General features: G+C 35.4%; 17 protein-coding genes and 1 rRNA gene. 1 reads left to right on the plus strand and 17 read right to left on the minus strand.

From position 1 onward, the window contains the following. Positions 1–157: 157 nt before the first annotated feature. The 7 genes from sspF to metG form a co-directional block, all read right to left on the minus strand. Positions 158–337: an acid-soluble spore protein SspF gene (sspF, locus tag K5S59_RS02455; protein ID WP_001985066.1), complete on the minus strand. Its 180-nt coding sequence runs from the start codon at positions 335–337 to the stop codon at positions 158–160. Positions 338–428: 91 nt separating this feature from the next. Further along, positions 429–689 carry a biofilm formation stimulator Veg gene (gene veg, locus K5S59_RS02460; protein ID WP_000044349.1) on the minus strand — a complete coding sequence of 87 codons (261 nt, stop codon included), beginning with the start codon at positions 687–689 and terminating at the stop codon, positions 429–431. Between the two features lie 238 nt (positions 690–927). After that, complete coding sequence (gene yabG / locus K5S59_RS02465; RefSeq protein WP_001173736.1) at positions 928–1,791, minus strand: sporulation peptidase YabG; 864 nt, start codon at positions 1,789–1,791, stop codon at positions 928–930. Between the two features lie 110 nt (positions 1,792–1,901). Continuing rightward, complete coding sequence (gene rsmA, locus K5S59_RS02470; RefSeq protein WP_000651555.1) at positions 1,902–2,780, minus strand: 16S rRNA (adenine(1518)-N(6)/adenine(1519)-N(6))-dimethyltransferase RsmA; 879 nt, start codon at positions 2,778–2,780, stop codon at positions 1,902–1,904. Continuing rightward, positions 2,777–3,334, minus strand: coding sequence for a ribonuclease M5 (gene rnmV, locus K5S59_RS02475; protein ID WP_000692828.1), 558 nt, complete (start codon positions 3,332–3,334; stop codon positions 2,777–2,779). Before rnmV ends, rsmA begins: the two co-directional genes overlap by 4 nt. Before the next feature lie 194 nt (positions 3,335–3,528). Beyond that, the gene (locus K5S59_RS02480) at positions 3,529–4,296 is read right to left on the minus strand and encodes a TatD family hydrolase (protein WP_000895839.1); all 768 of its coding nucleotides are present in this window, start codon (positions 4,294–4,296) and stop codon (positions 3,529–3,531) included. Between the two features lie 166 nt (positions 4,297–4,462). Beyond that, complete coding sequence (metG, locus tag K5S59_RS02485; protein ID WP_120449331.1) at positions 4,463–6,445, minus strand: methionine--tRNA ligase; 1,983 nt, start codon at positions 6,443–6,445, stop codon at positions 4,463–4,465. A gap of 518 nt (positions 6,446–6,963) precedes the next feature. On the opposite strand from metG, the gene K5S59_RS02490 reads away from it, so the two are divergent. After that, complete coding sequence (locus K5S59_RS02490) at positions 6,964–7,248, plus strand: transition state genes transcriptional regulator AbrB (protein ID WP_000843036.1); 285 nt, start codon at positions 6,964–6,966, stop codon at positions 7,246–7,248. Between the two features lie 20 nt (positions 7,249–7,268). Here K5S59_RS02490 and rsmI read toward each other — a convergent pair whose 3' ends face one another. The 10 genes from rsmI to rrf all read right to left on the minus strand — a co-directional run bounded on the left by rsmI (position 7,269) and on the right by rrf (position 14,077). After that, positions 7,269–8,144 (minus strand): 16S rRNA (cytidine(1402)-2'-O)-methyltransferase, encoded by an 876-nt coding sequence (gene rsmI, locus K5S59_RS02495; protein WP_000267805.1) that lies wholly within the window; start codon positions 8,142–8,144, stop codon positions 7,269–7,271. Continuing rightward, positions 8,113–8,403, minus strand: a complete 291-nt coding sequence (locus K5S59_RS02500; protein WP_000414345.1) for a GIY-YIG nuclease family protein — start codon at positions 8,401–8,403, stop codon at positions 8,113–8,115. The genes rsmI and K5S59_RS02500 overlap by 32 nt, the downstream gene beginning before the upstream one ends. Continuing rightward, positions 8,390–9,130 (minus strand): tRNA1(Val) (adenine(37)-N6)-methyltransferase, encoded by a 741-nt coding sequence (locus K5S59_RS02505; protein ID WP_001055372.1) that lies wholly within the window; start codon positions 9,128–9,130, stop codon positions 8,390–8,392. Before K5S59_RS02505 ends, K5S59_RS02500 begins: the two co-directional genes overlap by 14 nt. 119 nt (positions 9,131–9,249) lie before the next feature. Then, positions 9,250–9,603 (minus strand): DNA replication initiation control protein YabA, encoded by a 354-nt coding sequence (gene yabA, locus K5S59_RS02510; protein ID WP_000412061.1) that lies wholly within the window; start codon positions 9,601–9,603, stop codon positions 9,250–9,252. A 14-nt stretch (positions 9,604–9,617) separates the two neighbouring features. Beyond that, positions 9,618–10,445, minus strand: coding sequence for a PSP1 domain-containing protein (locus K5S59_RS02515; RefSeq protein ID WP_000272429.1), 828 nt, complete (start codon positions 10,443–10,445; stop codon positions 9,618–9,620). Positions 10,446–10,450: 5 nt separating this feature from the next. Then, positions 10,451–11,434 carry a DNA polymerase III subunit delta' gene (gene holB / locus K5S59_RS02520; protein ID WP_000169569.1) on the minus strand — a complete coding sequence of 328 codons (984 nt, stop codon included), beginning with the start codon at positions 11,432–11,434 and terminating at the stop codon, positions 10,451–10,453. 35 nt (positions 11,435–11,469) lie between these two features. Next, positions 11,470–12,096: a dTMP kinase gene (gene tmk / locus K5S59_RS02525; RefSeq protein WP_000677235.1), complete on the minus strand. Its 627-nt coding sequence runs from the start codon at positions 12,094–12,096 to the stop codon at positions 11,470–11,472. Position 12,097: 1 nt separating this feature from the next. After that, on the minus strand, positions 12,098–13,519 hold the full coding sequence (locus K5S59_RS02530; RefSeq protein WP_120449329.1) for an aminotransferase class I/II-fold pyridoxal phosphate-dependent enzyme: 1,422 nt from the start codon (positions 13,517–13,519) through the stop codon (positions 12,098–12,100). 72 nt (positions 13,520–13,591) lie between these two features. After that, entirely contained in the window at positions 13,592–13,771 is a 180-nt protein-coding gene (locus K5S59_RS02535) for a sigma factor G inhibitor Gin (protein WP_000837606.1), read from the minus strand. 190 nt (positions 13,772–13,961) lie between these two features. Beyond that, positions 13,962–14,077, minus strand: a 5S ribosomal RNA gene (gene rrf / locus K5S59_RS02540). Between the last annotated feature and the right edge of the window lie 64 nt (positions 14,078–14,141).

Consider the following 14,141-nt stretch of genomic DNA (forward strand, 5'->3'; position numbering starts at 1 on the left):
ATTTTACCATAAATTTATAGTAAGACGATGACACTTCCCTAATTATAACGAAAAGCATTCAGAATGAAACTACTTATGTAAAATGATGGCACCTTTTAGAGTACAAAAAGCCGAGGAATCACTCCTCGGCTACCGTAGCATAGAAAGTATCTTACAACTACTGGTTTTGTTTCATTAATTGCTGTTCTGCAATTTCTATAGCACGTTTCACCATGTTACCAGCATCTTTCGCACGAATTCCGCCCCAGCCTTCTTTCTGAACAACATCATAAAAGCCTAGCTCTTTTGCAAGCTCTTCTTTAAATTGATTTGACATGACACCTCTTCGTCTACTCAATGCAGAGTCCCTCCTTATTTTGCTACGGTATAATTAGTATGCAAAATAATATAGCTTTTCATTTGTGGGAATATATGTAACAATACATGAATTATAAAATCACTTCATTATGAGGTTCACCATAAAATGTTAACTCTACTGTCTCCGTTAAAACATCCGCATAGCTATACGATACACGTTGCAACGCATCTTCTTGCTGATCCAATTGTACAACAAAAACAGAACGGTACGTTTCTGCAAGTACACCTGATTGTTCTACTGTTTTTCTTCTCCCACTATTTGCCTTTAACATCAGTCTCTGTCCAAGATGGTGATCTAATTCGCTTTTAATTTCATCTAAACGTTTTGACATATACTTCGTTACACCTCGCTGTAATTTAGATTGAACACTTAAAACACGATATATCTATCCCAATTATTAACCGCAACTCACAGACAATATCATTATAAAAGCATTATGCGTTCGAATAGATAGAAGAAATACTATATTGTAAAAGTATCATTATGTAGTCTGTGCGTTCTTATCTCTTTTTATCCAAGCTGATTTAAATCCTTTCCATACAAAGAAGCAAGATACATATGTACCTTGCTTATTCTTCATAATGTTGAAAGGGTAATCCTGTTCGTAAAATCCCCCTCGTCTCAATCCCACCAAGTCCCTTTTCACCGGTAATTGTATTACGTACAACATCCCATACATTGACTCTCTCCATAAATGACGTAAAACTAATTTTACCCACCACATATACAGGATCTAGTGCGTGAATATTAATTCTAGATGGTGAACTAGCAAAATTAGCGCCTGCTCGAATTAATGCTTCAAAGTGTGATTGGCATGCCCCAGCAAAAATAACGAGTTGATCCAATGATGGATATTTTTTTCTCACTTCTCGAACAGCCTGTACAAAATGCCTTGAATGTCTATATGCTGCTAAATCTCCCTTTACCCCTTTTGACTTTGTATATGCATCGTGCCCCGTAATAACTAAAATATCCGGACGAAAATGATCTATTAAATCTACTACCTTTTCATGCATTTCTGTTTCTTTACAATGAATACCTTGTACAGGAACACCAATTTTATTATATAAGTCTAAGCACTTGCGCAAATATAACGGGTCTCCATCTATATGCAATACACGTCCCGGCATTTGAAAATAATTCACCTCACTTGTATATCCACCCGTTGAAGTGTGTTCATGCCTTTGTTTCATTAATACATAATCTTGTTGAAACAATCGATACGTACGCTCCATCGTTTCTTTCTCAAGCTTCGCTCTTTTTTTATGTTCTCGTTGATCTATACTAATTAAATCTTCAAGCGGGGCATCCGCCACCAGTCTAATTTCCTCTCCAAATAATATAGCTATCTCGCCTTTTATTTCTATAATACGAAAAAGGATATCCCTATTATGAGAATATCGTTCCACTAATTCTCCAACATGTAAAGCCATTCTCCTACCTCCAAACTCGTTAGGCCATCTTACCTGTTTTTAAAGTATGAATGTAGGAGAGGAAAGGTGACAAAAGGGACAGTTCAAGTTGAACTGTCCCTTTTGTATTCTTATGACAATTTATGAAGAACTAATGCATTACTTAATGTTGCAAACTCCTCGATAGATAGCGTTTCGCCTCTTCGTTTTGGATCAATTCCTACTTCTGTTAAAATTCGATCCAACAGCTCTTTATCTTTCGGGAAACCATTTAAATTATTTGATAAATTATTCATTAAAGTTTTACGACGCTGTGCAAAACTTGCTCGTACTACTTCAAAGAAGAATGTCTCATCTGTTACTTCTACAACTGGTTTCGGGCGCTTTAGGAGACGGATAATCGCAGAATCAACATTTGGTTGTGGTACAAACACTGTACGTGGTACAGTCATAACTGTTTCTACCTCTGTATAATACTGAATAGCAATGGATAAAGAACCATATTCTTTCGTTCCAGGCTTAGCAGCTAAACGATCTCCCACTTCTTTTTGCATCATAACAACAAATCCACGAACCGGTAATTTCTCTTCCAGCAATTTAAATAAAATTGGCGTTGTAATATAGTATGGTAAGTTAGCTACTACCATTACATCTTGCCCTTCCTCAAATTGCTCACTAAACACCTCATGTACATCTGCCTTTAGTACATCTTTATTGATAACTGTAACGTTGCTATATGGAGCTAACGTCTCATCTAAAATTGGTAATAATCTTTGATCAATTTCAAAAGCCACTACTTTTTTAGCCCGCTTCGCTAATTGTTCTGTTAACGCACCGATACCTGGTCCAATTTCAATTGCACCACTTTCCGAACCAATTTCAGCGTGATCAACGATACGATTTAATACATTCGTATCAATTAAAAAATTTTGTCCTAAACTTTTTTTGAATGAAAATCCGTACTTTTCAACAATGTCTTTCGTACGATTTGGCGTTGCGATATCCTTCATTTTTTTTCCTCCTGTATGACTTGCTTATAAGCTTCTGCAAATGCTTCTTTTGAAACTTGAAACATTTGTAAACGTTTATGTAACTGTTTTGCATTTGTATAACCAATCTTTAATAGCTTACCCATTCTTTCTCTGCGACTCTTTGCCATTTCCCCGCCCACTAAGCCTGCATCGACTAGATCGCTCCAACTAATTTCACTTGTGTAAGCTTCCATTTCTTCATGTATATTCTCTAAAGCACGGCGAATTGATTCATTAGAAGCATGCTCAATTCCGACACCTTTTTTCCTTTTAGCAAGTGCTTCTTCCTTCGGTAAAAAGGCATGTTTACATCCAGGAACCTTATCAGAAATAATTTTCCGAATACGCTCTCCAGGATAATCCGGATCTGTAAAAATAATAACGCCTCGTTTTTGTAGCGCTAATTTAACTTGCTCAATAACATGATCACCGATTGCTGAACCGTTCGTTTCAATTGTATCTGCATCAACAGCACGCTTAATCGCAACTGTATCATCTTTACCTTCTACAACGATAATCTCTTTAATTTTCATGCTTGCCTCCACACTCGTTTCGTCTCTACTTAGTAAAACAAAAAAATGACGACTTTTCCATTATTATTTTCCCCATTCTTACATTTTAAAAAATAGAATGTCCAAAACTTTGTTCTCTCTCCTTATTGTAACACTTCCTCATTCGCCATTCTTTTTTCACAAAAATAAAAAAGAATGGGTTCTCCCACTCCTTTTTATTCAACACCAAACAAAGCTTTTGCATTTTTTGTTGTTACTTCTGCTACTTCCTCATAAGAAATTCCTTTTAAGTTCGCAATTTCTTCTGCTACGAGTTTTACATAACTCGGTTCATTTCGTTTTCCTCTAAATGGATGTGGTGTTAAATATGGACAGTCCGTCTCTATTAACAATTTCTCTAACGGAATCTCCGCAGCAACCTCTTTCGGTTTCTTAGCATTTTTAAATGTAACTGGTCCGCCTAACGAAATTAAAAAGTTCATATCGACACATCGCTCTGCTACTTCTACGCTGCCACTAAAGCAATGCATAATACCTCCCACTTCAGCCGCATTCTCTTCTTCTAGAATATCAACAATATCTTGAGTTGCATCGCGGTTATGTATAATAATCGGCAATTTCACCTTTTTGGCTAATGCAATTTGTTTGCGGAATACTTCCTTCTGTATTTCTTTTGGAGACTTATCCCAGTGATAATCTAAGCCCATTTCTCCAAGTGCAACAACTTTAGGATGGGAAGCAAGTTCTTCTAACCAAGCTAAATGTTCTTCCGTCATATCAATGGCATCAACCGGATGCCATCCAACTGCAGCGTAAATAAAATCATAGGCTTCAGCTAATTCAAGCGCTTTTTTTATCGTTACTTCATCAAAACCAACCACAACTGTATAAGTAACTCCCGCTTCTTTCATTCGTGCAATAACTTCTTGCAAATCTTCTTCAAATTGCTCTGCATTCAAATGTGAATGTGTATCAAACAACATCATACATAACTCCTTTTATATTGAAATCAAGTTTATTCTACACAAATAAGCTCTTTACTAACTTAACGATAACAATACTACAATCTTAATGCAAAAATTGAGAGTGTAAAAAGAAAAAAGACGCTTCACACATGTTACACGTGAAACATCTCTTTTCTTGTCTTAATTACTTGATTTTTGTACCATTTGGTAGATTTTGGTCGATCGTTGCTAATGACAATACGCCATTCTCTTCACCTGCTAAAATCATACCTTGGGATAATTCACCGCGTAGTTTTACAGGTTTTAAGTTTGTTACACAAATAACCTTTTTACCTTTTAGGTCTTCTGGCGAATAGAATTTTGCAATTCCAGAAACAACTTGACGCTTTTCTGTACCTAAATCTAGCTGGATTTTTAACAACTTATCTGCTTTTTTCACAGGCTCAGCAGATAATACTTCAGCTACGCGTAATTCTACTTTAAAGAAATCATCAATTGTAATTTCTTCTGCCTTCGGTTCTTCTTCTTTTTTCTCTTCTACTTTAGGAGCAGAGGCTTTCATTTGTTCTTTAATGTATTCTACCTCTACTTCCATTTCTAAACGTGGGAAAATTGGTTGTCCCTTTTCTACTTTTGTTCCAGCTGGAATACAGCCAACTGTAGATAGACTTTCCCAAGACTTATGTGCTTCATCAGTAAGGCCAAGCTGAGCAAACATTTTGCTTGGTGCTACTGTTAAGAATGGCATAAGCATAATACCTGTTTGACGAAGTACTTCTGCTAAATGGGCCATTACAGAAGCTAACTTTTCACAATCATTCTCATCTTTTGCTAATACCCAAGGTTGTGTTTCATCAATATATTTATTCGTGCGGCTAACCAATTGCCAAATTGAGCTTAACGCTACAGAGAATTCCATATTCTCCATTGCTTCTTCTACTTTTTTCAATGTATCCTGTGCAAACGTTACTAACGTTTCATCAAATTCCGTTACATTTGCTTTAAATGCAGGGATTTCACCGTTAAAGTACTTATCAATCATAGCTACTGTACGATTTAATAAGTTACCTAAGTCATTTGCTAAATCGAAATTAATACGCTCCACAAATCCTTCTGGTGTGAATACGCCATCAGATCCGAATGGAACTTCACGAAGTAAGTAATAACGTAATGCATCTAATCCGTAACGATCGATTAATGTGACTGGATCTACTACGTTTCCTTTTGACTTACTCATCTTTCCATCCTTCATTAAAATCCAACCATGAGCAAAGACTTTTTTCGGAAGAGGTAAGTCTAATGCCATTAAAATGATTGGCCAATAAATTGTATGGAAACGAACGATTTCTTTTCCAACTAAATGCACATCAGCCGGCCAGAACTTCTTATACATCTCTTCATTTTCTGTTCCATAACCTAATGCTGTAATGTAGTTAGATAATGCGTCAACCCATACGTAAATAACGTGTTTTGGGTTACCTGGAACACGAACACCCCAGTCAAATGAAGTACGAGAAACCGCTAAATCTTCTAAGCCTGGTTTAATGAAGTTATTAATCATTTCATTCTTGCGAGACTCTGGCTGAATGAAATGTGGATTATCTTCATAGAATTTTAATAGTCTGTCGACATATTTACCCATTCTAAAGAAATACGATTCTTCACGAACAAGTTCTACATCATGACCACTATCTGGGCTTTTTCCTCCAACTACTTTGTCACCTTCCATAATTGGATCTACTAATTGATGCGCTGTGTAGAATGTCTCATCTTGTACAGAATACCAACCTTCATATTCATCAAGATAAATATCACCTTGATCTACTAGTTGCTTGAAGATTTTTTCAACAACATCTTTATGACGATCTTCAGTTGTACGAATAAAATCATCATAAGAGATATCCATCTTCTCCCAAAGTTCTTTAATTCCTGCAACGATGTTATCCACATATGCTTGTGGTGTAACGTTTAATTCTTCTGCTTTCTTTTGGATCTTCTGTCCATGCTCATCAGTTCCTGTTAAATAATGAACATTATATCCTTGCATACGCTTATATCGTGCCATCGCATCTCCTGCTACTGTTGTATAAGCATGTCCAATGTGTAATTTTCCACTTGGATAATAAATTGGGGTAGTAATATAAAAGGATTTGTTTTCCTCTGTCATTGTTTTGGACCTCCCGGATAACCTCATATGTATTTATAAATAGTATATCAAAAACTTATATATAAAGTGAAACTTTAATCTGTCGGGGTTTTGTTCCCTCCCGCGGATTATTAGCCCACACCAATTGGGCTTTACGAGCAGCCCGACTCCCACTTAACTTCTTTGCGCCGGCCAAACTTTAAATTTAGAATCTTATTGCTTGTTAATGCGTGATAAAAACGAGTTAATGATTAGTATATTTATCATCTATTACTCATATTTCAAGAAAATATACAATCTCTACTTACAATTTAAACATTTTTCTGAAAATAAAGTGAAATAATAGTAGAAATTACTCACATTCTATTATATATAAGAAGTAAGAAATCTATAAATCTTTTTAAAAAATATAGAATTAAAGAATTGACGGAAATGTAAATGATTGGTATCATATGTCCATAGGGTATTTTGTCGAAAAATGACGAATCTAGAAAATAGACTCGAAACTTATAAACTATTTCTTTAGGAGGAAAAGAATTATGAAATCTACTGGTATCGTTCGTAAAGTTGATGAATTAGGTCGTGTAGTAATTCCAATCGAATTACGCCGTACTTTAGGTATTGCAGAAAAGGATGCTCTTGAAATCTACGTTGATGACGAGAAAATCATCTTAAAAAAATATAAGCCAAACATGACTTGCCAAGTAACTGGTGAAGTATCTGATGGTAACCTATCTTTAGCTGAAGGTAAAATTATCTTAAGCAAAGAAGGCGCTGAGCAAATCTTAAACGAACTTCAAGATTATATCGAAACAGCAAAATAAGCTTCTCAATTATGAGAAGCTTATTTTTTATCGACATGATAGATTTGATATACGTCGCGTTTCGACAAATCTCGATCTTTAGCGACTGTTTTTATCGCCTCTTTTGAATTCATACCTTTTTCGTTTATATAATGTTCAATATGATCATATACCGAAATAGATTCCCACCATTGTTCTTCTGGGGCAGGTTCTTCTGTTGAACCAGCTACTAAAATACAAAACTCGCCACGAACTTCATTTTTTTTCGTCCACTCAATTGCTTCCTCGACTGTTCCACGAATAAATTCCTCAAATTTTTTCGTTAACTCTCGACATAATACGATTTCTCTATTTCCAAACACTTCTTGCATCGAGATTAAAGTATCATCTAAACGATGAGGCGCTTCATAAAACATCATTGTAGTTTGTACATAACGAAGCTTCTCTAACTCCACTTTTCTTTCTTTTTTATTTCTTTTTAAAAATCCATAGAAATAAAATTGTTTTGTTTCAAGACCTGACGCAATTAACGCTGTAAGGGCTGCATTTGCTCCAGGAAGCGGGATAACATGATACTGTTCCGCTACAGCCTCTACAACAATATCGTAACCTGGATCGGAAATACAAGGCATACCAGCATCACTAACAAGTGCTACTGTCTTTCCTTCGTCTAACTTATCTAATATTTTCTTCCCACTTACTTCCTTATTATGCTCATGGTAACTCATAACAGGTGTTTCAATTTCGAAGTAATTACAAAGTTTTTTCGTTTGTCTCGTATCTTCAGCAGCAATTAAATCAGCTTCTTTTAAAATTCGGATTGCACGAAATGTCATATCTTCTAAATTTCCAATAGGAGTTGGTACTAAATATAAAACTCCCTTTTCATTTTGTTGAAAGCTTTTTTGTTGCCACATAGCGTTCTCCTTTTTGCATATATTCTTCTTTTTGTTTTCTATTTAATTGCTTAAAATAGTACTCTGCTTGCATCGCTGTACGCTTATCTTCATGAGATTCTACATATTTTAAAACAACAGGAAGTCTAGCACGCGTATACCTAGCTCCCTTTCCGCTATTATGCGTCTGAATCCGCTTCTCTATATGATTTGTATATCCAGCATAATAACTTCCGTCAGAGCACTCTACTACATAAAAACAATGCTTATTCTTCTCCATATAAAATTGAACGAATCTCCTTTGTATATTCATTATTTTCTTCATATACAAAAAGAGGTGGCAATATTTTCAAATCTGCGTTTCCGTCCTTAATTCCTTCAATTAACAACGTATTCGCTTCTTTCCCTGCCTTTGGATAAACAAATCGTACACGTTTTGGTTCAATTTTGTATTTACGCATTAATGTAACAATATCTAGTAAACGGCCTGGTCGATGTACAAATGCTACTTTCCCACCTTGCTTTACTAGCTGACTACTTGCAGATACAACATCCTCTAATGTACACATAATTTCATGACGAGCTATTGCTAAATGTTCATTCATATTTTTCTCAGACGTTGCAGGTGTTTGAAAATAAGGCGGATTACATGTGACAACATCATATTGATGACGTCCAAGTCTCTCCGGCATATCTTTCAAATCCCCATGTATTAAGTGAACTCTTTCTTCTAACTTATTGTATTGAACGCTTCTGATTCCCATATCATATAAACGTTCTTGAATTTCCACACCTGTAATATTCCCTTTCGTCCTTGTACTTAATAGAAGGGGTACAACTGCATTACCTGTACACAAATCAAGTAAATTACCTTTTTGAATTGGTACCCAAGCAAAGTCTGCAAGTAAAACAGCATCTAACGAGAAATTGAATACTGATGGACTTTGTACAATCTTCATATCTTGCGCTAATAAGTAATCTAAACGTTCATCTTCATATAAATTCATATGTTACTCCTTTTCTTACACTTAACCTACCCTATTTCATCTTTTACTAATAAAAACATATTTCATTCTACTCTCATGTATAAAAAATTACCTTTCCAATTATCATTGGAAAGGTAATTTCACTTTTTATTTAAAAATGACAGGCAGAATAAACAATCTCCCTCTTTACGTACACTTCCATAATGCAGATTACAAATATGAAAACCTTCTTGATATAGTCTTGCTAAATTATCGTAGCCTTCACCAATATCAGCTGTCTTTGGCTTCACTTCTTTACGTTTTTGAGTTTTTTGTTTTTCTTTAATCTGCACTTTTTCAAAACGGTGTCGCAAATTTTCATTTTCCATTTTTATATGTTGGTTTTCTTCCAACAACTCTGCAAGATGTTGTTTTAATTCTCCCAACTGTTTGTATAAATGTCCAATTTGCTCTTCCATACTAGAAACCGATGCAAAAATATCTTTTTTCTCCACAAGCACCCACCTCATTAATCTGTGGTTTGACTCGAAACGACCCCTTTATTCACTAACTCATCTAACGTATATTCTACTATCCGTTCCTTGTCTACTAGTTCCACTTGAATTAATCTTTCTAAAATATTTAATCCGATAACACGGCCAGTACCATGCGGGGTTTGTATACGTTGATCTAAATCAGGAAGTTGTTCCTTTGCTGCCTCATATTCATCATTCTCATACTTTAAGCAACACATTAAACGACCACATAAACCAGAGATTTTTGCAGGATTTAATGATAAATTTTGATCCTTTGCCATCTTAATAGATACAGGTTCAAAATCACCTAAAAAAGTAGAACAACAAAGCATACGACCACATGGACCAATACCACCAAGCATCTTCGCTTCATCACGAACACCAATTTGTCTTAGTTCAATTCTTGTCCTAAAAATTGCTGCTAAGTCCTTCACCAGTTCGCGGAAATCAATCCGACCATCCGCAGTAAAGTAGAAAATAATCTTATTGCGATCGAATGTATACTCTACATCTACAAGTTTCATATCAAGATTATGCTCTACTACCTTTTGCTGACAAACTTGATATGCTTCTTTCGCAGCATGTTTGTTCTCTTCAACAATGGTACGATCATTTTCATTTGCAATACGAATAACCTTTTTTAGCGGTAATACAACGTCGTTTTCATCAACTTGCTTTTTGGTAATAACTACTTTCCCGTACTCAATACCCCTTACTGTTTCTACAATTACAAACTCATTTTCAGAGATATCGAACTGATTCGGATCAAAGTAATACACCTTTCCGGCCTTCTTAAAGCGAACACCTACTACATCATACAAAACGGTCATCCCTCCTGCAACCGCAACACTAACTGTTCGAACACAAGCTGCGCATTTACATTAGCGTTGATTCTATTTTTTGCCTCTAATATATTAAAGAGAGCTGATACAATGCGCTTCTGAGCATAGGAGAAAGATTCAAACATCTCTTTCTGCTCATGAAAAACAAGACGATCTTCTTCTCCAAGTTGAACATATAATAAATCCTTATAAATAAGGAGTAACATATCTAAACCTTGCTGTAATTGTTCTTTCTCTCCAAAGTGTTTTCCCCATTTTTCTTGTACAAAAAAAATAGAGGCTTTATCCTTTTCGAGCGCTTCACATAATTTTATCACTAAAGCTCGTGCTTGTGCAAACCATTCATCACTACATAAAGCTAAAGCTTCATCAAAACTATTCGTGAGTTGTGCAGCAAGTGTTGATAAAGATGCCGTAATACCTTCATCCTGTAATCTCCTAATTAAAGATTCCGTAGGTAATGCTCTAAATGTAACAACTTGACAGCGAGATAAAATCGTATTTAAAATTTGATGACTTTGTTCAGTAAGTAAAATAGCTGTTGTATCACTACTCGGTTCTTCTAAAAATTTCAAGAGTGTATTCGCTGCATTTGCTGTCATACGGTCTGCGTGCTCAATAATATATACTTTTTTATTTGCCTCTAATCCTGTTTTTGAAAACTCTTCTTGTAAATCATGAATTTGTTGCTTCTTAATAGATAATCCGTCTGGTTTTACAATATGTAAGTTCGGGTGGTTACCTGAATCAATTCGCTTACAATTTGTACATACATGACAAGGCTCTACCCCATTCCGCTGAGAACAAAGGAAACTCTTTGCCATTTGAATTGCCGTCGCAAACTTTCCTGTCCCTTTCCCTCCCTCTAACAAGTAAGCGTGGGATATACGCTCTTTTGCAATGCTATTCATCAACATTTTTACACCGATGGGTTGTATAGCAGAAAGCTGCTCCCACGTCTTCGTCATAATGCATACCTCACTTATTTCATTCTTTCCTTCTATTATAACAATTTATCTTCTATAATCTGAACAACTTCTTCTATAAGTTTCTCCATTGGTTGATCAGCATCTACTAATACAATTCGATCAGAGAAACGTTCTACAACTTGTAAATATCCTTCACGCACACGTTTATGAAAAGAGATATCTTCCATATCTAATCGATTCACTTCACGTCCTGCATCTTTTTCAATTCGGGCTAAACCAATCTCTGGTTCAATGTCCAAGTAAATCGTTAAACTAGGCATACAGTCCTCTGTTGCGAAACGATTGATTTCAAATACTTTATCCATACCTAATCCTCTTGCATATCCTTGATACGCTAAAGAGCTATCTATAAAACGATCACATAATACAAGGTAGTCCTCGTTAAGTGCTGGCATAACTTTTTCCACCAAATGTTGTCTACGTGCAGCAGCATACAGAAGCGCCTCTGTACGTGCTTCCATCATCGTATATTCTTGTTTATGTAAAATCGTTCTAATATCCTCAGAAATTGCAATACCACCTGGTTCTCTCGTCGCCATTACCTTCTGTTCTTTTTGTTCAAAGTATGGCAATAAACTTTGAATTAACGTTGTCTTACCAGAACCTTCTGGACCTTCAATTGTTACAAATAATCCCTTCATCCTAAAACCCACTTTCTATATCATACACTTTCATATATTTCGTACTGCCTTGAAAACGAGCGCCTGCTTTCTCTAAATACATAATTTGCTCTTTATGTTCTGAAGTAATTCTTTCCCCATACATAATCAATGGAATTCCTGGTGGATACGGAATCACCATTTCTGCCGCTATCATCCCAACTGATTCTTCTACAGATACTTCTTTTGTTTCATATCCTTCCAGTTGTTTATATGTATACGGTAAAGGAGAAATTTCCCCTTTATAAGTATAACGAATAGATTCCTTCTTGTCTTTTGCCTCATAATATTGCAATGCCACTCGGATCATCTCTATAGCCTCCATATACTCCTTATTTACTTGCAAAGGCAAAATAAATAAGACATTATATGGATCCGCCATTTCTGTATATATACCGACCTTTTCAAATACAGACTGTAATTCGTATCCTGATAACTGACAACGTGTCTGTACGGTAACCTTTAACTCGTCTTGTAATGGATATTGTAAAATAGCTATTTGTGGAATAGAACACAATCCTTCTTTAAATTCCCGTAAAAACTCGACAATTTCATCCTGTCCCTTTTCTTTTATACGCGCTATTGTAAAGCGGGCAATATCAAGAGAAGTCATAATTGGATACGATGGACTACTCGATTGTAGCATATTTAAATAGGTAGAAACTTTTTCTTCTTTTACTAGGCGACTATTTATATGTAAATAGGATCCCATCGTCATCGCGGGTAATGTTTTATGTGCAGAATGAACTACAATATCTGCACCATATGCTAATGCTGACTTTGGAAATGCCCCCCCTAAACAAAAATGAGCACCATGTGCCTCATCTACTAAAACGGGGATTTTATGTGCATGTGCATAAGCGATGCTTGCCTCTAGATTCATCCCCATACCATAATAATTAGGGTGCGTTAAAATGAGTGCTTTCGCATTCGGATATTTTTCAATTGCTTCCCTAATAATTTCATCATGAATTCCCACTGGTACATTATAAGCTTCATCAATCCATGGATCTAAAAAAATTGGATTTGCTCCCGCTAATTTTAAACCATTAATAATTGATTTATGACAATTTCTTTGTACAAGAACAATTTCATGTTCCCGGCAACAAGACAAAATCATCGCTAAGTTCCCTACTGTTGAACCATTAATTAAAAAATAACTTTTTTCTACTTCATATACATCAGCTAATAATTGTTGTGCCTCATCTATACATTCAAACGGACTATGTAAATCATCTAACCCTGACAACTCAGTTACATCGATAGATAGTATATCTTTAAACTCCTCTACTGCCTCCTGAGGGAAGCTTAAACCATTTTTATGACCTGGAACATGAAAGGACAACGGCCCTCTTTCTTTAAACTCTATTAATGCCTCATATAAAGGTATGCGATTTTGATTCATCTATATCTCTTCCTTATTATTTCATTCTTTCTCTATTATACAGAACAAAAAAAATAATAGGCATATGCCTATTTAAAAATATGATACTTCTAATTTCCGAAGCTGTTTTAAATAATATATATACTTCGGATCATCTGTCTCCGTATTCACCATATCTTTTTCACATTCATAACATATTAAATTATTATAAACATATATCCCTTCTTTTCTTTCTGTCTCACAAACAATACAAACTTCATTTTTTGATTTCATATCCTTTCCTCCCTATTTAAAATGGACATATTTTATACTCCTATTCCTTAACAATTTACAGAAAAATATACATCAATCTCTTATATAATATGATTAATCCTTGGGCAACGTGTTTGTATTATCATTACTTCTTTTTACGTACTGTTTGAAAACACAAAAAACACAAGTCAAAAGACTTGTGTTTTTAATTGCTTGGCGACGTCCTACTCTCACAGGGACAAGGTCCCAACTACCATCGGCGCTAGAGAGCTTAACTTCCGTGTTCGGTATGGGAACGGGTGTGACCTCTCTGCCATCATCACCAAACTATGAAGGCATATTCCTTCAAAACTAGATAACATTTGCTACATATTATATGGTTAAGTCCTCG

The organism is Bacillus sp. BML-BC051, from assembly GCF_019656175.1.
GTDB classification, from domain to species: Bacteria; Bacillota; Bacilli; order Bacillales; family Bacillaceae_G; genus Bacillus_A; species Bacillus_A mobilis.

Excerpts from the sequence above, each read along its gene's own strand:
- veg (WP_000044349.1), bottom strand. The coding sequence starts at position 689 with ATGTCAAAACGTTTAGATGAAATTAAAAGCGAATTAGATCACCATCTT.
- yabG (WP_001173736.1), bottom strand. The coding sequence starts at position 1,791 with ATGGCTTTACATGTTGGAGAATTAGTGGAACGATATTCTCATAATAGG.
- rsmA (WP_000651555.1), bottom strand. The coding sequence starts at position 2,780 with ATGAAGGATATCGCAACGCCAAATCGTACGAAAGACATTGTTGAAAAG.
- rnmV (WP_000692828.1), bottom strand. The coding sequence starts at position 3,334 with ATGAAAATTAAAGAGATTATCGTTGTAGAAGGTAAAGATGATACAGTT.
- K5S59_RS02480 (WP_000895839.1), bottom strand. The coding sequence starts at position 4,296 with ATGTTGTTTGATACACATTCACATTTGAATGCAGAGCAATTTGAAGAA.
- metG (WP_120449331.1), bottom strand. The coding sequence starts at position 6,445 with ATGACAGAGGAAAACAAATCCTTTTATATTACTACCCCAATTTATTAT.
- K5S59_RS02490 (WP_000843036.1), top strand. The coding sequence starts at position 6,964 with ATGAAATCTACTGGTATCGTTCGTAAAGTTGATGAATTAGGTCGTGTA.
- rsmI (WP_000267805.1), bottom strand. The coding sequence starts at position 8,144 with ATGTGGCAACAAAAAAGCTTTCAACAAAATGAAAAGGGAGTTTTATAT.
- K5S59_RS02500 (WP_000414345.1), bottom strand. The coding sequence starts at position 8,403 with ATGGAGAAGAATAAGCATTGTTTTTATGTAGTAGAGTGCTCTGACGGA.
- K5S59_RS02505 (WP_001055372.1), bottom strand. The coding sequence starts at position 9,130 with ATGAATTTATATGAAGATGAACGTTTAGATTACTTATTAGCGCAAGAT.
- holB (WP_000169569.1), bottom strand. The coding sequence starts at position 11,434 with ATGACGAAGACGTGGGAGCAGCTTTCTGCTATACAACCCATCGGTGTA.
- tmk (WP_000677235.1), bottom strand. The coding sequence starts at position 12,096 with ATGAAGGGATTATTTGTAACAATTGAAGGTCCAGAAGGTTCTGGTAAG.
- K5S59_RS02530 (WP_120449329.1), bottom strand. The coding sequence starts at position 13,519 with ATGAATCAAAATCGCATACCTTTATATGAGGCATTAATAGAGTTTAAA.
- K5S59_RS02535 (WP_000837606.1), bottom strand. The coding sequence starts at position 13,771 with ATGAAATCAAAAAATGAAGTTTGTATTGTTTGTGAGACAGAAAGAAAA.